Origin of the sequence: Dechloromonas sp. TW-R-39-2, from assembly GCF_016864195.1 — a bacterium.
In the GTDB taxonomy this organism is placed as follows: Bacteria; Pseudomonadota; Gammaproteobacteria; order Burkholderiales; family Rhodocyclaceae; genus Azonexus.
The window spans coordinates 193,658-208,253 of sequence record NZ_CP045202.1 but is presented as its reverse complement, the minus strand read 5'-3'; the positions used below and the strand labels follow the sequence as shown (position 1 = coordinate 208,253).

The following is a 14,596-nucleotide window of genomic DNA, read 5'->3' as shown; positions in this document are numbered from 1 at the left end:
TATGGAGATATAGCCATGAGCAGCGCGATGTATGAGCGTATGCGGGCCAATCCGAAGTTCCAGGACCTCGTCGCACGACGCGGCCGTTTTGCCTGGACCTTGGCCTTCATCGTATTGGCCATGTTTTACGGCTTCGTGATGGTTGTTGCCTTCAACCCGCTTTCGCTCGGTCAGCCGATCAGCGAGGGTTCCAAGGTAACGGTCGGGGTTGCCGTTGAACTTTTCATGTTCACTTTCTTCTGGGTGCTGACGGCTGTTTATGTGCGCCGCGCCAATACCGAGTTTGATGCCCTGACGCAGGAAATCGTCAAGGAAGCCTGGAAGGAGAGCAAATAATGCGTCACCTGACTCAACTTATCTCCGCGCTCGGCCTTTTTGCCGCAGCGGCTTCGGCTTACGCCGGTGGCCCGCTTGAAGGCGTGACCGAACAGCAGGCGACCAATTGGCACGCCATCATCATGTTCTGCATCTTCGTCACGATGACGATGGGCATTACCTACTGGGCGGCCAGCCGGACCAAGTCGACGGCTGACTTCTACACGGCGGGCGGCGGTATCACCGGTTTCCAGAACGGTCTGGCGATTGCCGGCGACTACATGTCTGCCGCCACGCTGCTCGGTCTGACCGCCATGGTTTATACCCAGGGCTACGACGGCTATATCTACATGCTGTGCTTCTTCGCCGGCTGGCCGGTCATCCTGTTCCTGATGGCCGAACGCCTGCGCAATCTCGGCAAGTTCACCTTCTCCGACATCACGGCCTATCGCCTTGATCAGGGCAAGGTACGGACCATGGCCGCGATTTCGTCGCTGGTTGTTGTGTGCTTCTACCTGATCGCCCAGATGGTCGGTGCCGGTCAGTTGATCAAGCTGCTCTTCGGTCTGGAATACAACGTCGCCATCTTCGCTGTCGGTATCCTGATGATGGTCTATGTCACCTTCGGCGGCATGGTTGCTACGACCTGGGTGCAGATCATCAAGGCCTGCATGCTGCTGTCCGGCGGTACGCTGGTCATGGTGCTGGCCATGAGCCAGTTCGATTTCTCCTTCACCAAGCTGGTTGACCGCGCCATGTCGGTGCACAAGCTCGGCGAGAAGCTGATGTATCCGGGCAGCCTGCTCAAGGATCCGGTCACCGCGATCTCGCTCGGTCTGGGTCTGATGTTCGGTACGGCCGGTTTGCCGCACATCCTGATGCGCTTCTTCACCGTGACCGATGCCAAGGAAGCGCGCAAGTCGGTGCTCTACGCATCCGGTTTCGTTGCCTACTTCTTCAACGTCATCTTCCTGATGGGCCTCGCCGGCATCCTGATCGTTGGTCAGAACCCCGAGTTCTTCGAAGGCGGCACGGTCGGCGGCAAGCTGATCGGTGGCGGCAACATGGTTGCCATGCACCTGGCCAAGGCGGTTGGCGGCAACATGCTGCTCGGCTTCCTGGCTGCCGTGGCTTTCGCCACCATCCTGGCTGTCGTTTCCGGTCTGGCACTGGCTGGCGCCTCGGCGATCTCGCATGACATCTACGCTCGCGTCATCATGAAGGGGCAGGCTTCCGAAGCCACGGAAATCCGTGTCTCCAAGATTGCCACGATCTGTCTCGGTGCCGTCGCCATCGTGCTCGGCATCCTGTTCGAAAAGCAGAACATCGCCTTCATGGTCGGTCTGGCTTTCGGTGTTGCAGCAGCCGCCAACTTCCCGGTCCTTATCCTGTCGATGTACTGGCGTGGTCTGACGACGCGCGGCGCACTGTTCGGTGGTTACGGTGGCCTGGTTTCAGCCGTGCTCTTCGTGCTCTTCTCGAAGTCGGTATGGGTCGACGTGCTGGGCAATGCTGCGCCGCTCTTCCCCTATACCCAGCCGGCCCTGTTTGCCATGCCGGTGGCCTTCCTGCTGGCCTACATCTTCTCGAAAACCGACTCCAGTGCTCGCGCTGCGGTTGATCTGGGTGGATTTGAAGACCAGTACGTTCGTGCTCAGACCGGTTTTGGTGCAGCCAGCGCCAGCAACCACTAAGCAGAATCAGCTGTTGAAAACCCCGGCGCGTAAGCGACCGGGGTTTTTCATTTTTTGCGTGGCTCAAATACGCGATTCGTGGCGCATTTATATAGTATATTTGATAAAAATCTCAATAAGATTTTCGGCCTGATTGTTGCCGGTCCGGGGTTTCCGGGGTAAGTCGCTTGATTGGAGAGGCGAGGGTGAAACGAGCTATTGAGCCGACCAGCATCGAACGTACGATGCGCGAAAATGATTTCATCGTATCGAAGACGAATGCCAAGGGAATCATCACCTACGGCAATCCGATTTTCATCGAGTTTTCAGGGTATACCGAAGCAGAGTTGCTGGGATCGCAGCACAATATCATCCGTCATCCGGATATGCCGCGCTCAGTGTTCAAGTTGGCCTGGGATACGATCCAGAGCGGCAAGGAGTTCTTTGGTTACGTCAAGAACATGTCCAAGGATGGCGGTTTTTACTGGGTTTTCACGCATATCGCCCCCGATTTTGATGCGAACAGACAAATTGTCGGCTTTACTTCGGTACGCCGTTGCCCGCGTCGCGAGGCGATCAGCAAAATCGAGCCGGTTTATCGTGAAATGCTGCAGGCTGAACGCGCAGCCGGAGCGCGCGATGCCATTGCTGCCGGGACGCAGGTTCTGGTCGACCTGCTGAACAAGTCTGGAACTGGATATGAAGAACTTGCTTTCTCCCTTTAGGCTCAAACTTCTGCTGGTCGGTATGCTGGTGGCCGGGCTGGCTGCGGGCTTCTATTCCCCATGGGCGCCCTTCTTCCTGATCTTGCCGGCCATCTTGATTCTGGTACTCGGCAAAACGTCGGGCGACGCTCAACTGAGTGCGCTGGATGCCGAGCTGCAGGCGATTGGCCAGGGCAATCTGGTCGGACGTTTGCCGAACCAGTTTGACGATGTCACGCTGGAATCGATCCGGATCAATCTCAATTCGGCACTCGATCAGACGGAGTCTGCGTTTCGCGAAATTCTGGGGGCGATGAGCGCATCGTCGGAAAACAGGACATGGCGTCGGTTGCAGACCACCGGGCTGCACGGCGCGTTCAAGGATGTGTTGCTGCGCGTGCAAACGGTGCTTGACCAGCTTGATGCCGCACAGGAGTCTGTTGCCCGGGAAGCTTTGTTGTCGCGTATTTTCCTGCGTTCGGAGCGCGGCTTGTCGATGGCCATCACGCATGTCGGTTCGGCGCTTGGCGATGTCGATGGCAATGCCGTTCAATCGGGTGAGTTGTCGGCCAGCTTTGCCGACTCGGCGAGTGCCATGGCTGATGCCGCAAACCGCATGTCGCTCGCGCTGGGGGGTGCCCAACAGGCCGCAGAAGCGGGTTCGGCGGCGCTCGATGAACTCAATGCCAAGACCAGCGATATCCGTGATCTGACCGGGCGCATCGACGGTATCGCCAAACAGACCAACCTGCTGGCGCTCAATGCCGCCATCGAGGCTGCGCGTGCCGGTGAGGCCGGGCGTGGATTTGCCGTTGTGGCCGACGAAGTCCGCAAACTGGCGGATCAGTCGCAGCGCTCAGCGGAGGAAATCACGACGGCCATCGAGCAAATTACCCACGCGCTTGCGATGACGACCGATCGGGTCGGTACATTGAAACTGGCGGTTTCCGGTGCGCGAACGACGGCCGATGAATTCGGCCTGAATCTGGCTGATGCAGCCGGCTCCGCAACACAGGTGCGCGAACTTGCCCTCTCGATTGGTGGTGGCGCAAAGACCATGGGCGCATCGATGCATCTTGTGGCGCTGGCCCAGAAGGCACGTGCCGATGTCACCGCCATCCTGCACGGCGATAACGTCAACATTGCCAATCTCTCGGAGCTTGAGCAGAAAGCGCTGACCATCGCCCAGTCGCGGACGTGGGTCAAAGGCAGCAAGGACCGCGAGGCGCTGATCGAAATCTACGAAATGCTTTTTGCCAACATCGAAGGCCAGATGCATTGACCGTGTTGCGGTCAACGCCAAAAGTCAGGCTGTTTTGACGGCAGGGTCCTGAATCTTGGCCAGTGCTTCCCGGCCGGAAAGCAGGTGGTCGTGCATCAGTTTTTCAGCCTTGGTGCTATCGCCGGCTTCAAGGGCGGCCATGATTACCCGGTGTTCGTCGAGCGATTGCTGCAGGCGGCCTTCGAGGGACAGTGAGTGCAGGCGAGAAAGCTTGAGCACCTTGCGCAGATCCTGAATGACCGAAAGCAGCCAGCGGTTGCCGGACAATTCCTGGATTTTCTTGTGAAACTCCTGGTTGGCTTCAAAAAAAGCATCGATCCTGCCTTCGCGGGCCGCCGACTCCAGTTGTTCATGGATGGCCTTCAGGGCGGTCATGTCGGCCGCCTTGGCGCGACGGACGGCTTCCGAGGCGCAGCGTCCCTCCAGCATGGCCATGAGCGGGAAAATGTCGTCGAGGTCGCGGCGGGAAATTTCCGTAACGTAGCAGCCGCGGCGTGGCTTCAACTCGACCAGCCCCTCGGAGGCGAGAACCTTGAGGGCTTCGCGCAGCGGTGTCCGGGAAATACCGTATTGCTCGGCCAGCTTCTGTTCGTCGATCCAGGTGCCAGGCGTCAGCTCGTGCGCAAAGATACGTTGCCGCAAACGTTCGGCAACTTCCTGGTAGAGCGCGGTGGGGACAATACGGGTCATGGTGTTGTGTGGTGTGTGAGTTAAGGGCACGTCGATACATTGCCGACTTGCGTCCATAATTATGGATAAAGTATTATGCGTTGGTTTGTATGTCAAGCTAGGCTCGAAAGCGTAGAATTTTGAATTCTGCATCATCGGCCTCAAAAAATCGAATTAGCGAGGGTGAGTCATGTCTGAAAAATTCTTTGATTCCAATAACCTGGACGCCTGGGAGAAGGCTGCCGCGAAACATTCGCCGGCTGGTGACGTCAAGAATCTGAACTGGATCACCCCGGAAGGCCTGACGGTCAAGCCGCTGTATACCAAGAGCGACGTCGAGAATCTCGAATTTGCCGACACCCTGCCGGGCTTCGCACCGTATCTGCGTGGCCCGCAGCCGACGATGTATGCGGTCAAGCCGTGGACCATCCGCCAGTACGCCGGCTTCTCCACCGCCGAAGCTTCCAATGCCTTCTACCGCAAGGCGCTCGCCGCCGGCGGCCAGGGTGTTTCCGTGGCTTTCGACCTGGCGACGCACCGCGGTTACGACTCCGACCATCCGCGCGTCACCGGTGACGTCGGCAAGGCCGGCGTGGCGATCGACTCCGTCGAGGACATGAAGATCCTCTTCGACAGCATCCCGCTCGACAAGATTTCCGTTTCGATGACCATGAACGGCGCCGTGCTGCCGATTCTCGCCGGCTACATCGTTGCCGCCGAAGAACAGGGCGTCAGCCAGGACAAGCTGTCCGGCACCATCCAGAACGACATCCTCAAAGAATTCATGGTGCGGAATACCTATATCTATCCGCCCAAGCCGTCGATGAAGATCATCGCCGACATTTTCGGCTACACCGCGCAGCACATGCCGAAGTTCAACTCGATCTCGATTTCCGGTTATCACATCCAGGAAGCCGGTGCCAACCAGGCGATCGAACTGGCCTTCACGCTGGCCGACGGCATGGAATACGTGCGTACCGGCGTCGCCTCGGGCATGGACGTCGATACCTTTGCTGGCCGCCTGTCCTTCTTCTGGGCGGTGGGCATGAACTTCTACCTGGAAATCGCCAAGATGCGCGCCGGCCGCCTGCTGTGGGACCGCATCATGACCGGTTTCAACGCCAAGAGCGCCAAGTCGAAGATGCTGCGCACGCACAGCCAGACCTCGGGCTGGTCGCTGACCGAGCAGGACCCGTACAACAACGTCGTGCGCACCACCATCGAGGCGATGGCGGCAGTGTTCGGCGGCACCCAGTCGCTGCACACCAATGCGCTCGATGAAGCCATTGCGCTGCCGACCGAGTTCTCGTCGCGCATCGCCCGCAACACGCAGCTGATTATCCAGGAAGAAACCCACATCACCAACGTCGTCGATCCGTGGGCCGGCTCCTACATGATGGAAAAGCTGACCCAGGACATGGCCGACAAGGCCTGGGGCATCATCCAGGAAATCGAGGCGATGGGCGGCATGACCAAGGCCGTCGAATCCGGCTGGGCCAAGATGCAGGTCGAAACCTGCGCGGCCGACAAGCAGGCGCGCATCGACTCCGGCAAGGACGTCATCGTCGGCGTCAACAAGTACAAGCTGGCCAAGGAAGACGCGATCGACATTCTCGATATCGACAACCATGCCGTGCGCGACTCGCAGATCGCCCGTCTCAAGCAGATTCGTGCGACGCGTGACACTGCTGCGGTCAACGCGGCTTTGGAGGCATTAACCAAGGCCGCCGAAACCGGCGAAGGCAACCTGCTCGACTTGACTGTCAAGGCGATGCGCTTGCGTGCCACGGTGGGTGAAGTGTCGGATGCGCTGGAAAAAATCTTCGGCCGTTTCCGTGCCAACAACCAGACCATTTCGGGTGTGTACGGAGGTGTAGTGGAAGGTCAGGAAAGCTGGGAATCCATCAAGGCCGATATCGCCAAATTCGCTGAAGAAGAAGGCCGCCGTCCGCGCATCATGATCGCCAAGCTTGGCCAGGACGGCCATGACCGTGGCGCCAAGGTGGTGGCTACCGCCTTTGCCGACCTTGGCTTCGACATCGACATGGGGCCACTCTTCCAGACACCGGAAGAAGCCGCTCGCCAAGCCATCGAAAACGACGTACACGCCATCGGCTGCTCGTCGCTTGCCGCCGGCCACAAGACCCTTGTACCGCAAATTATCCAGTCGTTGAAGGCGCAGGGCGCGGAGGACATCATCGTCTTCGCGGGTGGCGTGATTCCGGCCCAGGATTACGATGCCCTCTACGCAGCAGGTGCCAAGGCCATCTTCGGGCCGGGTACGCGCATCGAGGACTCGGCCAAGCGCGTCATGGAAGAAATCCGCAAGGCGCGTGGCTGATTACTGAATGAACCTGAGCGAGCCTCCCTTGTTGGCGAAGCAACTTTTGCTGGCTGACCAGACACTGGTGGACGGCGTACTGGCCGGCCAGCGGCGCTCGCTTGCCAAGGCCATCACGTTGATTGAGTCGACGCGGCCCGATCATCAGCAGCGTGCCCAGCAAGTGCTGAATGCGCTGTTGCCGAGCACGGGCAAGGCGATCCGCATTGGTATTTCCGGCGTGCCGGGGGCGGGCAAGTCGACCTTCATTGAAGCGCTTGGTGTCTGGCTGATCGAACAGGGCAAGAAACTGGCTGTTTTGGCCGTTGATCCATCGTCGTCGGTTTCCGGCGGTTCGATTCTCGGCGACAAGACGCGGATGGAAATGCTCTCGCAGCGCGAGGAAGCCTTTATTCGTCCAAGTCCGTCATCGGGTTCGTTGGGTGGCGTGGCCGAAAAATCGCGCGAAGCCATGTTGCTTTGCGAGGCTTCCGGCTACGACGTGATCATCATCGAGACCGTCGGTGTCGGCCAGTCGGAAACCACCGTGGCCGGCATGGTCGACATGTTCTGCCTGCTGCAATTGCCGAATGCTGGCGACGACCTGCAGGCGATCAAGAAGGGCATTGTCGAAATCGCCGACATGGTGGTCATCAACAAGGCCGACATCGACAAGCAGGCCACTGCCGTCGTCCGCGCCCAGTGGCGCAATGCCTTGCACATGCTGCGCCCGGCCTCGCCCAACTGGTCGCCGCCGGTCATTGCATTGAGTGCCCTGCACAAGGAAGGCATCGTCGATTTCTGGGAGCAGGTCGAGAAATATCAGGCCGCCCTCAAGCCGACCGGCGAATTTGCCGCCAAGCGCCAGCATCAGGCGCTGAGCTGGATGTGGCAAATGATCGACTCCGGCCTGCGTCAGCATTTCCGTCATCATCCGCGCGTGCAGGCCAGCCTGCCGGCGCTGACCCTCTCCGTCGAACAGGGCCATACGACCCCGGCAGCTGCCGCGTATGCCTTGCTTGACTACCTGAAACACTGAAGTTCCGAATTACCCGATCCACTTAGGGAGTTTTCTATGCATGACATCATCCGCCAGCTGGAAAAAAAGCGTGAAATGGCCCGCCTTGGCGGTGGCCAGAAGCGTATCGACAGCCAGCACAAGAAGGGCAAACTGACCGCCCGCGAACGTATCGAGCTGTTGCTTGACCCGGATTCCTTCGAGGAATGGGATATGTTCAAGGAACACCGCTGCGTCGATTTCGGCATGGATCAGGCCGAAAAAACACCGGGTGATGGTGTTGTTGTCGGTTACGGTACGATCAACGGCCGTCTGGTGTTTGTCTTCTCGCAGGATTTCACCGTGTTCGGCGGCTCGCTGTCAGAAACTCACGCCGAAAAGATCTGCAAGGTGATGGATCAGGCGATGAAGGTCGGTGCCCCGGTGATCGGCCTCAACGACTCGGGCGGCGCCCGTATCCAGGAAGGCGTTGCCTCCCTCGGTGGTTACGCCGACGTGTTCCAGCGTAACGTCATGGCCTCCGGCGTCGTGCCGCAGATCTCGATGATCATGGGCCCCTGTGCCGGTGGCGCGGTCTACTCGCCGTCGATGACCGATTTCATCTTCATGGTGAAAGACTCTTCCTACATGTTCGTGACCGGTCCGGAAGTCGTCAAGACCGTGACCCACGAAGATGTGACCGCCGAAGAACTCGGTGGCGCCGTGACCCACACCAGCAAGTCCGGTGTTGCCGACCTGGCTTTCGAGAACGATGTCGAAGCCCTGTCGATGCTGCGTCGCTTCATGAACTTCGTGCCGGCCAACAATCGTGAAAAGCCGCCGGTCACGCCGACCAACGATCCGGTCGACCGCATGGATTATTCGCTCGACACCCTGGTGCCGGATAACGCCAACAAGCCGTACGACATGAAGGAACTGCTCGTCAAAGTGGTCGACGACAATGACTTCTTCGAACTGCAGCCGGATTACGCCAAGAACATCATCATCGGTTTCGGTCGTATCGACGGCCATCCGGTCGGCATCGTTGCCAACCAGCCGCTGGTGCTGGCCGGCTGTCTGGACATCAAGTCCTCGATCAAGGCAGCCCGTTTCGTCCGTTTCTGCGACGCCTTCAACATCCCGGTCGTCACCTTCGTCGATGTGCCGGGCTTCATGCCAGGTACGACGCAGGAATACGGCGGCATCATCAAGCACGGCGCCAAGCTGCTTTACGCCTACGCCGAATGTACCGTGCCGAAGGTTACCGTCATTACCCGCAAAGCCTACGGTGGCGCTTACGACGTGATGTCGTCCAAGCACCTGCGTGGCGACGTGAATCTGGCCTGGCCGTCTGCCGAGATCGCTGTGATGGGTCCGAAGGGGGCCGTGGAAATCATCTTCCGCGAAGAGAAGAACGATCCGGAAAAGCTCGCCCAGCGCGAAGCAGAGTACAAGGCCAAGTTCGCCAACCCGTTCGTGGCCGGTGCGCGTGGCTTCATCGACGACGTCATCATGCCGCACGCCACCCGCAAGCGGATCGCCCGTTCGCTGGCCATGCTGCGCGACAAGAAACTCGACAACCCCTGGCGCAAGCACGGCAACATTCCTCTCTAACCAATTTGGCATCGCGCATGGCTTCGTTGGCCTCCTCGTCTGCTCTTCGCCGTACTGGCGTACTGTCTCGTCGCAGTCAGCGTCGCCGCCTCGCCCTGCGCGCCCCAAATTGCTTAGTCACTCCGAATTGAGGGTCATACATGTTTACTAAAATTCTGATCGCAAACCGCGGCGAAATTGCCTGCCGCGTCATCAAGACCGCCCGCAAGATGGGCATCAAGACGGTTGCCGTCTATTCCGAAGCCGACAAGGACGCCCTGTTCGTCGATCTGGCTGACGAAGCCGTCTGCATTGGCCCGGCTGCTTCGAAAGAGTCCTACCTGGTTGCCGACAAGATCATCGCTGCCTGCAAGCAGACCGGTGCTCAGGCGGTCCATCCGGGCTACGGCTTCCTGTCCGAAAACGCCGCGTTCTCGCGTCGTCTGGAAGAAGAAGGCATCAAGTTCATTGGTCCGAAGCACTACTCCATCGCCAAGATGGGTGACAAGATCGAGTCCAAGAAGCTGGCCATCGAAGCCAAGGTCAACACCATCCCGGGCTACAACGACGCCATCTCCGGTCCTGACGAAGCTGTCAAGATCGCCCAGGGCATCGGCTACCCGGTGATGATCAAGGCCTCCGCCGGCGGTGGCGGCAAGGGTCTGCGCGTAGCCTACAACGATGCTGAAGCGCACGAAGGCTTCACGTCCTGCGTCAATGAAGCCCGCAACTCCTTCGGCGACGACCGCGTCTTCATCGAAAAGTACGTGCTGGAACCGCGTCACATTGAAATCCAGTTGCTCGGCGACAGCCATGGCAACTACGTGTACCTGAATGAGCGCGATTGCTCGATCCAGCGCCGTCACCAGAAGGTCATCGAAGAAGCGCCGAGCCCCTTCGTCGATGCCGAGATGCGCAAGGCGATGGGCGAGCAGGCCGTGGCTCTGGCCCGTGCCGTGAATTACGAATCGGCCGGTACGGTCGAATTCGTCGTCTCCGGTGCGACCAAGGAGTTCTACTTCCTGGAAATGAACACCCGCCTGCAGGTCGAACACCCGGTCACCGAACTGATCACCGGCCTCGACCTCGTCGAGCAGATGATTCGCGTCGCCTACGGCGAAAAGCTGCCGCTGACCCAGGCCGATGTGAAGATCAACGGCTGGTCGATGGAGTGCCGGATCAACGCCGAAGACCCGTTCCGTGGCTTCCTGCCGTCGACCGGTCGTCTGGTCAAGTTCCTGCCACCCAAGGAAACCACCGATGCCAACGGCACGACCCGTGTCGATACCGGCGTGTACGACGGTGGCGAGATCTCGATGTTCTACGACTCGATGATTGCCAAGCTGATCGTTCATGCCAAGGATCGTGACAGTGCGATTGCCCGCATGCGTGATGCGCTGAACGCCTTCGTCATCCGCGGGATTTCCTCGAACATTCCATTCCAGGCCGCGCTGATGCAGCACCCGGCTTTCCATTCCGGCATTTTCGATACGGGCTTCATTCCCAAGTACTATCCGACCGGCTTCGATGCCTCGATGGTGCCGCACGATGATCCGGCGCTGCTCGTTTCTGTCGCGGCTTATGTCTATCGCGCCTTTACCGACCGTTCTGCCTCGATCAGCGGCCAGTTGCAGGGTCACGAGCGTCTGGTCAGCAACAACTGGATGGTGGTTCGCCTCAATCCCGAAGGTAACGAGCATCATCCGGTCACGGCGCGTCTGGTACCCGGTGGCTATGATATCGAGTACAAGGGCCAGCACTACGAGCTGCGCTCGAACTGGAAGCTGGGCGAATCCCTCTTCGTCGGTACCTGTAACGGCCAGGAATTCACGCTGCAGGTCGAGCGTCACAAGACCAAGTACAGCCTGTTCCATTGGGGCACGCGTGCTGACTTCATGGTGATGAGCGCCCGTGCTGCTGAATTGCTTGCACTGATGCCTGAAAAGGAAGCGCCGGATCTCTCGAAGTTCCTCCTTTCCCCGATGCCGGGCCTGCTCCGTGAAGTGTCGGTGAAGGTCGGTCAGGAAGTGAAGGCAGGTGAGAAGCTGGCGGTCATCGAAGCGATGAAGATGGAAAACATCCTCAAGGCAGACCAGGACTGCAAGGTGAAGAAGATTTCGGCGGCTGCCGGCGAAAGCCTGACGGTCGACCAAGTCATCATCGAGTTCGAGTAATCCGGAATCCGGCTATTCTGGCCGGTCGACCGCAGCGTTCCCTTTTTTTGGGATGCTTCAAGAGCCCGTCGCAAGACGGGCTTTTTGCATTCAGGCCGCCTGGCAGGCGTAGCGGATGAAGTCTACGCCGCGTTCGATCACGCTGGTCGGCAGCAAGTGTTCGACTGAGGTTGATTCGAGTACCAGGCCGACGCCCAGGCGGGCACCGGCACTGATCGGCAGCAAGGCCGAGAGGGTCTTTTCGTCGCGCAGGATGAATACCGGAATCGGTGGCTGGCGTGGGTCGTGCTGAGGACTGCGCTTCAGTTTTCCAGCTTCGACTTCTTCCGCGAACCATTTCAGCCGGGCGGAAAGATGCCCCCCGGGGCCTGTTTGCAGAGCTTGCAGAATACCCAGTCGAATCTTGCCTTGCATCGATGCAGCAATCAGGCTGTTGGACAGATGACGTCCGAGATTTTCCCCATTGACCCGGCTGGCTCGTCCGGCTTGCAGCGTCCACTGTTCACCGGGAATGACCAGTTTTCTATCGACGCTGCTGACTTGTCCGTCACCGTCTCGTTCATGGCCGAACATCGCCATCCGCTGGTAACTCAGCGGGGTGTGCTGGACTGTTTGGCCGGGGGGCGGACTGAGCAATTCTCCACGAATCAGCGCGAAGGCATCTGCGCCACCAAACACCAGCTCGATGTGCCCGGATTCCTCGGGCTCGGTTTTAAAGGGGTTGTGAAGGGCGCGGTTGATCTGCTCAAGTACGGCAATGCACGCCTGGCTGGAAAGTTCGCTCCCCAGCTTGAGTGCTTCCGGTGTTTCACCTGCGTTCAGGGAGTCGATGCGTTGGCGAATTTTCCGGCTGACATTGCGAACTTCGAGCCAGCGCGGAATACCTTCCGGCAGGGGGCTGCCAAACAAGGGGGAGAGATCGAGCAGCTGAGCTTTGGGCGAGTGGTCCGGGATGACCTGGAATCCGGGGAGCTCGCGCCAGCGGCGAAGGGCACGGTTGGCCACCGTCAGTTGACCGGTACTCATGTGATACGGGTCGGAGAGTCGCAACAGGTAAGCCCAGGAGAGGATGCCTGCGATATGCGCCGTACCGAGTTGAGGGAAATCCGGGTCGCTGACCGGTTGGCGCAACAAACCGTGGCGTTCTGCCTGGGCAAGGACTGAAAAGAGCAGGCGATCGATCAGCGGGGGGAGTTCGTGTGATGCCTGGAAATGCGCGTACTGGGCCAGGCGGAGTGCTGTCGCGGCGCGGTGCAGGTGCAGGCATTTGTCGGCCGGGGCAAAATGCGGTGCCCGCCGGAGAAAGGCAATACCCAGTCGAAGCCAGATGAGCTGGGTGATTTCAAAGGCACGCTGATCGTCTTCCGGTAGGGGCAAGGGCTTTCTGATGAATCGGGGGGCGACATCGGCCAGCAAGGGAATGGCAGCCGTCCGCAGGATCGACAGGAGCTCGATGGCTTGCGTTGGCGGCATGATGGCGCCGTCGATTGCCTCGATCTGAAGCCGGATGGCAGCCAGCGTCTGGAGCGGCCGGGCATCGAGTTGCTCGGCCAGCCAGAGTTTGGCGGTCATTTTGTCGTGGAAGGCGGGGCTGATCGTTTTGCTTGGTTCAGGCAGGGTTAGCCAGTGCATACTTGCCTCTTTCAGCGGAGAACGAAATGAGTGGGTTCGAACACTATGGACAGGAACTGGCTGATCTTGATCACGAAATTCGCCGCTATGCGGCCATTTGCGGGGTGAGTCTGGAAAGGCGCCACGAGGTGGATGCTTGTCTGCGGGAGGAGCATGCCGATTGGGCGGATGACAAGGCGCGGCAATCGTTGAAAGGTTTGTTGATTTTGCGCATCAAGCTGGAGGCGGAGATGATCGAGCTGGGTTTTACGCCGGCCCCGTTGATTCCGCCTCCCGTGGTTGAAGCCTGATCAGCCGTCGGCGTTGATGCGCTTGATCAGCGCCTGCAGGGTTGCTTCCGCCTGATCATTGTCGACCTGGCAGGTTCCTGCCGCATGATGCCCGCCGCCGCCATACTGCAGCATCAGTTCGCCGACATTGGTCTTGCTGCTGCGGTCGAGGATCGACTTGCCGGTTGCAAAAACCGTGTTCTGCTTCTGAACGCCCCACAGAATGTGGATTGAAATGCTGGTTTGCGGGAACAGGGCATAGATCATGAAACGATTGGTCGCCCAGATCGTTTCCTCGTTGCGCAAATCGAGCACGGCGAGGTTGCCATGTACGGTCGTGCAGCGCTGGAGCTGTTCCTTGGCCTTCTCGGCCTGGTCGAAATAAAGCTCGACTCGTTCCTTGACGTCAGGCAGGGCAAGGATTTCGGCGATGCTGTGATTCCGGCAGTATTTGATCAGGTCCATCATCAGCGCATAGTTGCTGATCCGGAATTCGCGGAAACGTCCCAGGCCGGTCCGTGCATCCATCAGGTAATTGAGCAGTACCCAGTCGGTCGGATTGAGGATTTCATCGCGGCTGAATTGTGCCGAATCAGCCTTGTCGACCGCATCCATCATGTCGTCGGTGATATTCGGGAAAGCCTGTTTGCCGCCGTAGTAGTTGTAGACGACTCGTGCCGCCGAAGGAGCGTCGGCCTCGATGATGTGATTCTTGCGCTCGCCGGTATTGCGGATGGTTTCCGAGAGGTGATGGTCGAAAGCCAGGTGGGCGGCAGCGACATATGGCAGGTTGGTCGTGATGTCGCGTGAAGTGATGTCGACCTTGCCATCCTGCATGTCTTTCGGATGGACGAACTTGATGTCGTCGATCAGGTTCAGTTCGTTGAGCAGTACGGCGCAAACCAGGCCGTCAAAGTCGCTGCGGGTGACGAGGCGGAATTTTTCTTGGGTCATCGGTTGTCTCCGGG

12 protein-coding genes are annotated in these 14,596 nt (G+C 59.1%); 9 read left to right on the top strand and 3 right to left on the bottom strand.

Translation table 11 applies throughout. The features are described 5' to 3' along the window. The first annotated feature begins 15 nt into the window (after positions 1 to 15). The 4 genes from GBK02_RS01025 (at position 16) to GBK02_RS01010 (ending at position 3,974) form a co-directional block, all read left to right on the top strand. A complete protein-coding gene (locus tag GBK02_RS01025) occupies positions 16 to 336 on the top strand; it encodes a DUF485 domain-containing protein (RefSeq protein WP_203467928.1) in 321 nt (106 codons plus the stop codon). Continuing rightward, complete coding sequence (locus tag GBK02_RS01020; protein ID WP_203467927.1) at positions 336 to 2,009, top strand: cation acetate symporter; 1,674 nt, start codon at positions 336 to 338, stop codon at positions 2,007 to 2,009. The genes GBK02_RS01025 and GBK02_RS01020 overlap by 1 nt, the downstream gene beginning before the upstream one ends. Positions 2,010 to 2,194: 185 nt before the next feature. Next, positions 2,195 to 2,713 carry a PAS domain-containing protein gene (locus GBK02_RS01015; RefSeq protein ID WP_239003118.1) on the top strand — a complete coding sequence of 173 codons (519 nt, stop codon included), beginning with the start codon at positions 2,195 to 2,197 and terminating at the stop codon, positions 2,711 to 2,713. Next, positions 2,688 to 3,974, top strand: coding sequence for a methyl-accepting chemotaxis protein (locus tag GBK02_RS01010; RefSeq protein WP_203467926.1), 1,287 nt, complete (start codon positions 2,688 to 2,690; stop codon positions 3,972 to 3,974). Before GBK02_RS01015 ends, GBK02_RS01010 begins: the two co-directional genes overlap by 26 nt. Positions 3,975 to 3,998: 24 nt before the next feature. Here the strand turns inward: GBK02_RS01010 and GBK02_RS01005 are convergent, their stop codons facing one another. Beyond that, positions 3,999 to 4,664: a GntR family transcriptional regulator gene (locus GBK02_RS01005; RefSeq protein ID WP_203467925.1), complete on the bottom strand. Its 666-nt coding sequence runs from the start codon at positions 4,662 to 4,664 to the stop codon at positions 3,999 to 4,001. 169 nt (positions 4,665 to 4,833) lie between these two features. On the opposite strand from GBK02_RS01005, the gene scpA reads away from it, so the two are divergent. From scpA to GBK02_RS00985, 4 genes are all read left to right on the top strand, one after another. Then, complete coding sequence (scpA, locus tag GBK02_RS01000; RefSeq protein ID WP_203467924.1) at positions 4,834 to 6,984, top strand: methylmalonyl-CoA mutase; 2,151 nt, start codon at positions 4,834 to 4,836, stop codon at positions 6,982 to 6,984. A gap of 7 nt (positions 6,985 to 6,991) precedes the next feature. After that, positions 6,992 to 8,002 carry a methylmalonyl Co-A mutase-associated GTPase MeaB gene (gene meaB, locus GBK02_RS00995; RefSeq protein WP_203467923.1) on the top strand — a complete coding sequence of 337 codons (1,011 nt, stop codon included), beginning with the start codon at positions 6,992 to 6,994 and terminating at the stop codon, positions 8,000 to 8,002. A 36-nt stretch (positions 8,003 to 8,038) separates the two neighbouring features. After that, on the top strand, positions 8,039 to 9,574 hold the full coding sequence (locus tag GBK02_RS00990; RefSeq protein WP_203467922.1) for an acyl-CoA carboxylase subunit beta: 1,536 nt from the start codon (positions 8,039 to 8,041) through the stop codon (positions 9,572 to 9,574). A gap of 140 nt (positions 9,575 to 9,714) precedes the next feature. Further along, positions 9,715 to 11,727: an acetyl/propionyl/methylcrotonyl-CoA carboxylase subunit alpha gene (locus tag GBK02_RS00985; RefSeq protein WP_203467921.1), complete on the top strand. Its 2,013-nt coding sequence runs from the start codon at positions 9,715 to 9,717 to the stop codon at positions 11,725 to 11,727. Positions 11,728 to 11,817: 90 nt separating this feature from the next. Here GBK02_RS00985 and GBK02_RS00980 read toward each other — a convergent pair whose 3' ends face one another. Next, the gene (locus GBK02_RS00980; RefSeq protein ID WP_203467920.1) at positions 11,818 to 13,359 is read right to left on the bottom strand and encodes a hypothetical protein; all 1,542 of its coding nucleotides are present in this window, start codon (positions 13,357 to 13,359) and stop codon (positions 11,818 to 11,820) included. A gap of 26 nt (positions 13,360 to 13,385) precedes the next feature. On the opposite strand from GBK02_RS00980, the gene GBK02_RS00975 reads away from it, so the two are divergent. Further along, positions 13,386 to 13,649 carry a hypothetical protein gene (locus GBK02_RS00975; protein WP_203467919.1) on the top strand — a complete coding sequence of 88 codons (264 nt, stop codon included), beginning with the start codon at positions 13,386 to 13,388 and terminating at the stop codon, positions 13,647 to 13,649. Here the strand turns inward: GBK02_RS00975 and GBK02_RS00970 are convergent, their stop codons facing one another. Continuing rightward, positions 13,650 to 14,582, bottom strand: coding sequence for an exopolyphosphatase (locus GBK02_RS00970; RefSeq protein WP_203467918.1), 933 nt, complete (start codon positions 14,580 to 14,582; stop codon positions 13,650 to 13,652). Positions 14,583 to 14,596 lie beyond the last annotated feature (14 nt).

Bases quoted from the DNA above. Each gene is read 5' to 3' on its own strand.
- GBK02_RS01025 (WP_203467928.1), top strand. From the start codon at position 16: ATGAGCAGCGCGATGTATGAGCGTATGCGGGCCAATCCGAAGTTCCAG.
- GBK02_RS01020 (WP_203467927.1), top strand. From the start codon at position 336: ATGCGTCACCTGACTCAACTTATCTCCGCGCTCGGCCTTTTTGCCGCA.
- GBK02_RS01010 (WP_203467926.1), top strand. From the start codon at position 2,688: ATGAAGAACTTGCTTTCTCCCTTTAGGCTCAAACTTCTGCTGGTCGGT.
- GBK02_RS01005 (WP_203467925.1), bottom strand. From the start codon at position 4,664: ATGACCCGTATTGTCCCCACCGCGCTCTACCAGGAAGTTGCCGAACGT.
- scpA (WP_203467924.1), top strand. From the start codon at position 4,834: ATGTCTGAAAAATTCTTTGATTCCAATAACCTGGACGCCTGGGAGAAG.
- meaB (WP_203467923.1), top strand. From the start codon at position 6,992: ATGAACCTGAGCGAGCCTCCCTTGTTGGCGAAGCAACTTTTGCTGGCT.
- GBK02_RS00990 (WP_203467922.1), top strand. From the start codon at position 8,039: ATGCATGACATCATCCGCCAGCTGGAAAAAAAGCGTGAAATGGCCCGC.
- GBK02_RS00985 (WP_203467921.1), top strand. From the start codon at position 9,715: ATGTTTACTAAAATTCTGATCGCAAACCGCGGCGAAATTGCCTGCCGC.
- GBK02_RS00980 (WP_203467920.1), bottom strand. From the start codon at position 13,359: ATGCACTGGCTAACCCTGCCTGAACCAAGCAAAACGATCAGCCCCGCC.
- GBK02_RS00975 (WP_203467919.1), top strand. From the start codon at position 13,386: ATGAGTGGGTTCGAACACTATGGACAGGAACTGGCTGATCTTGATCAC.
- GBK02_RS00970 (WP_203467918.1), bottom strand. From the start codon at position 14,582: ATGACCCAAGAAAAATTCCGCCTCGTCACCCGCAGCGACTTTGACGGC.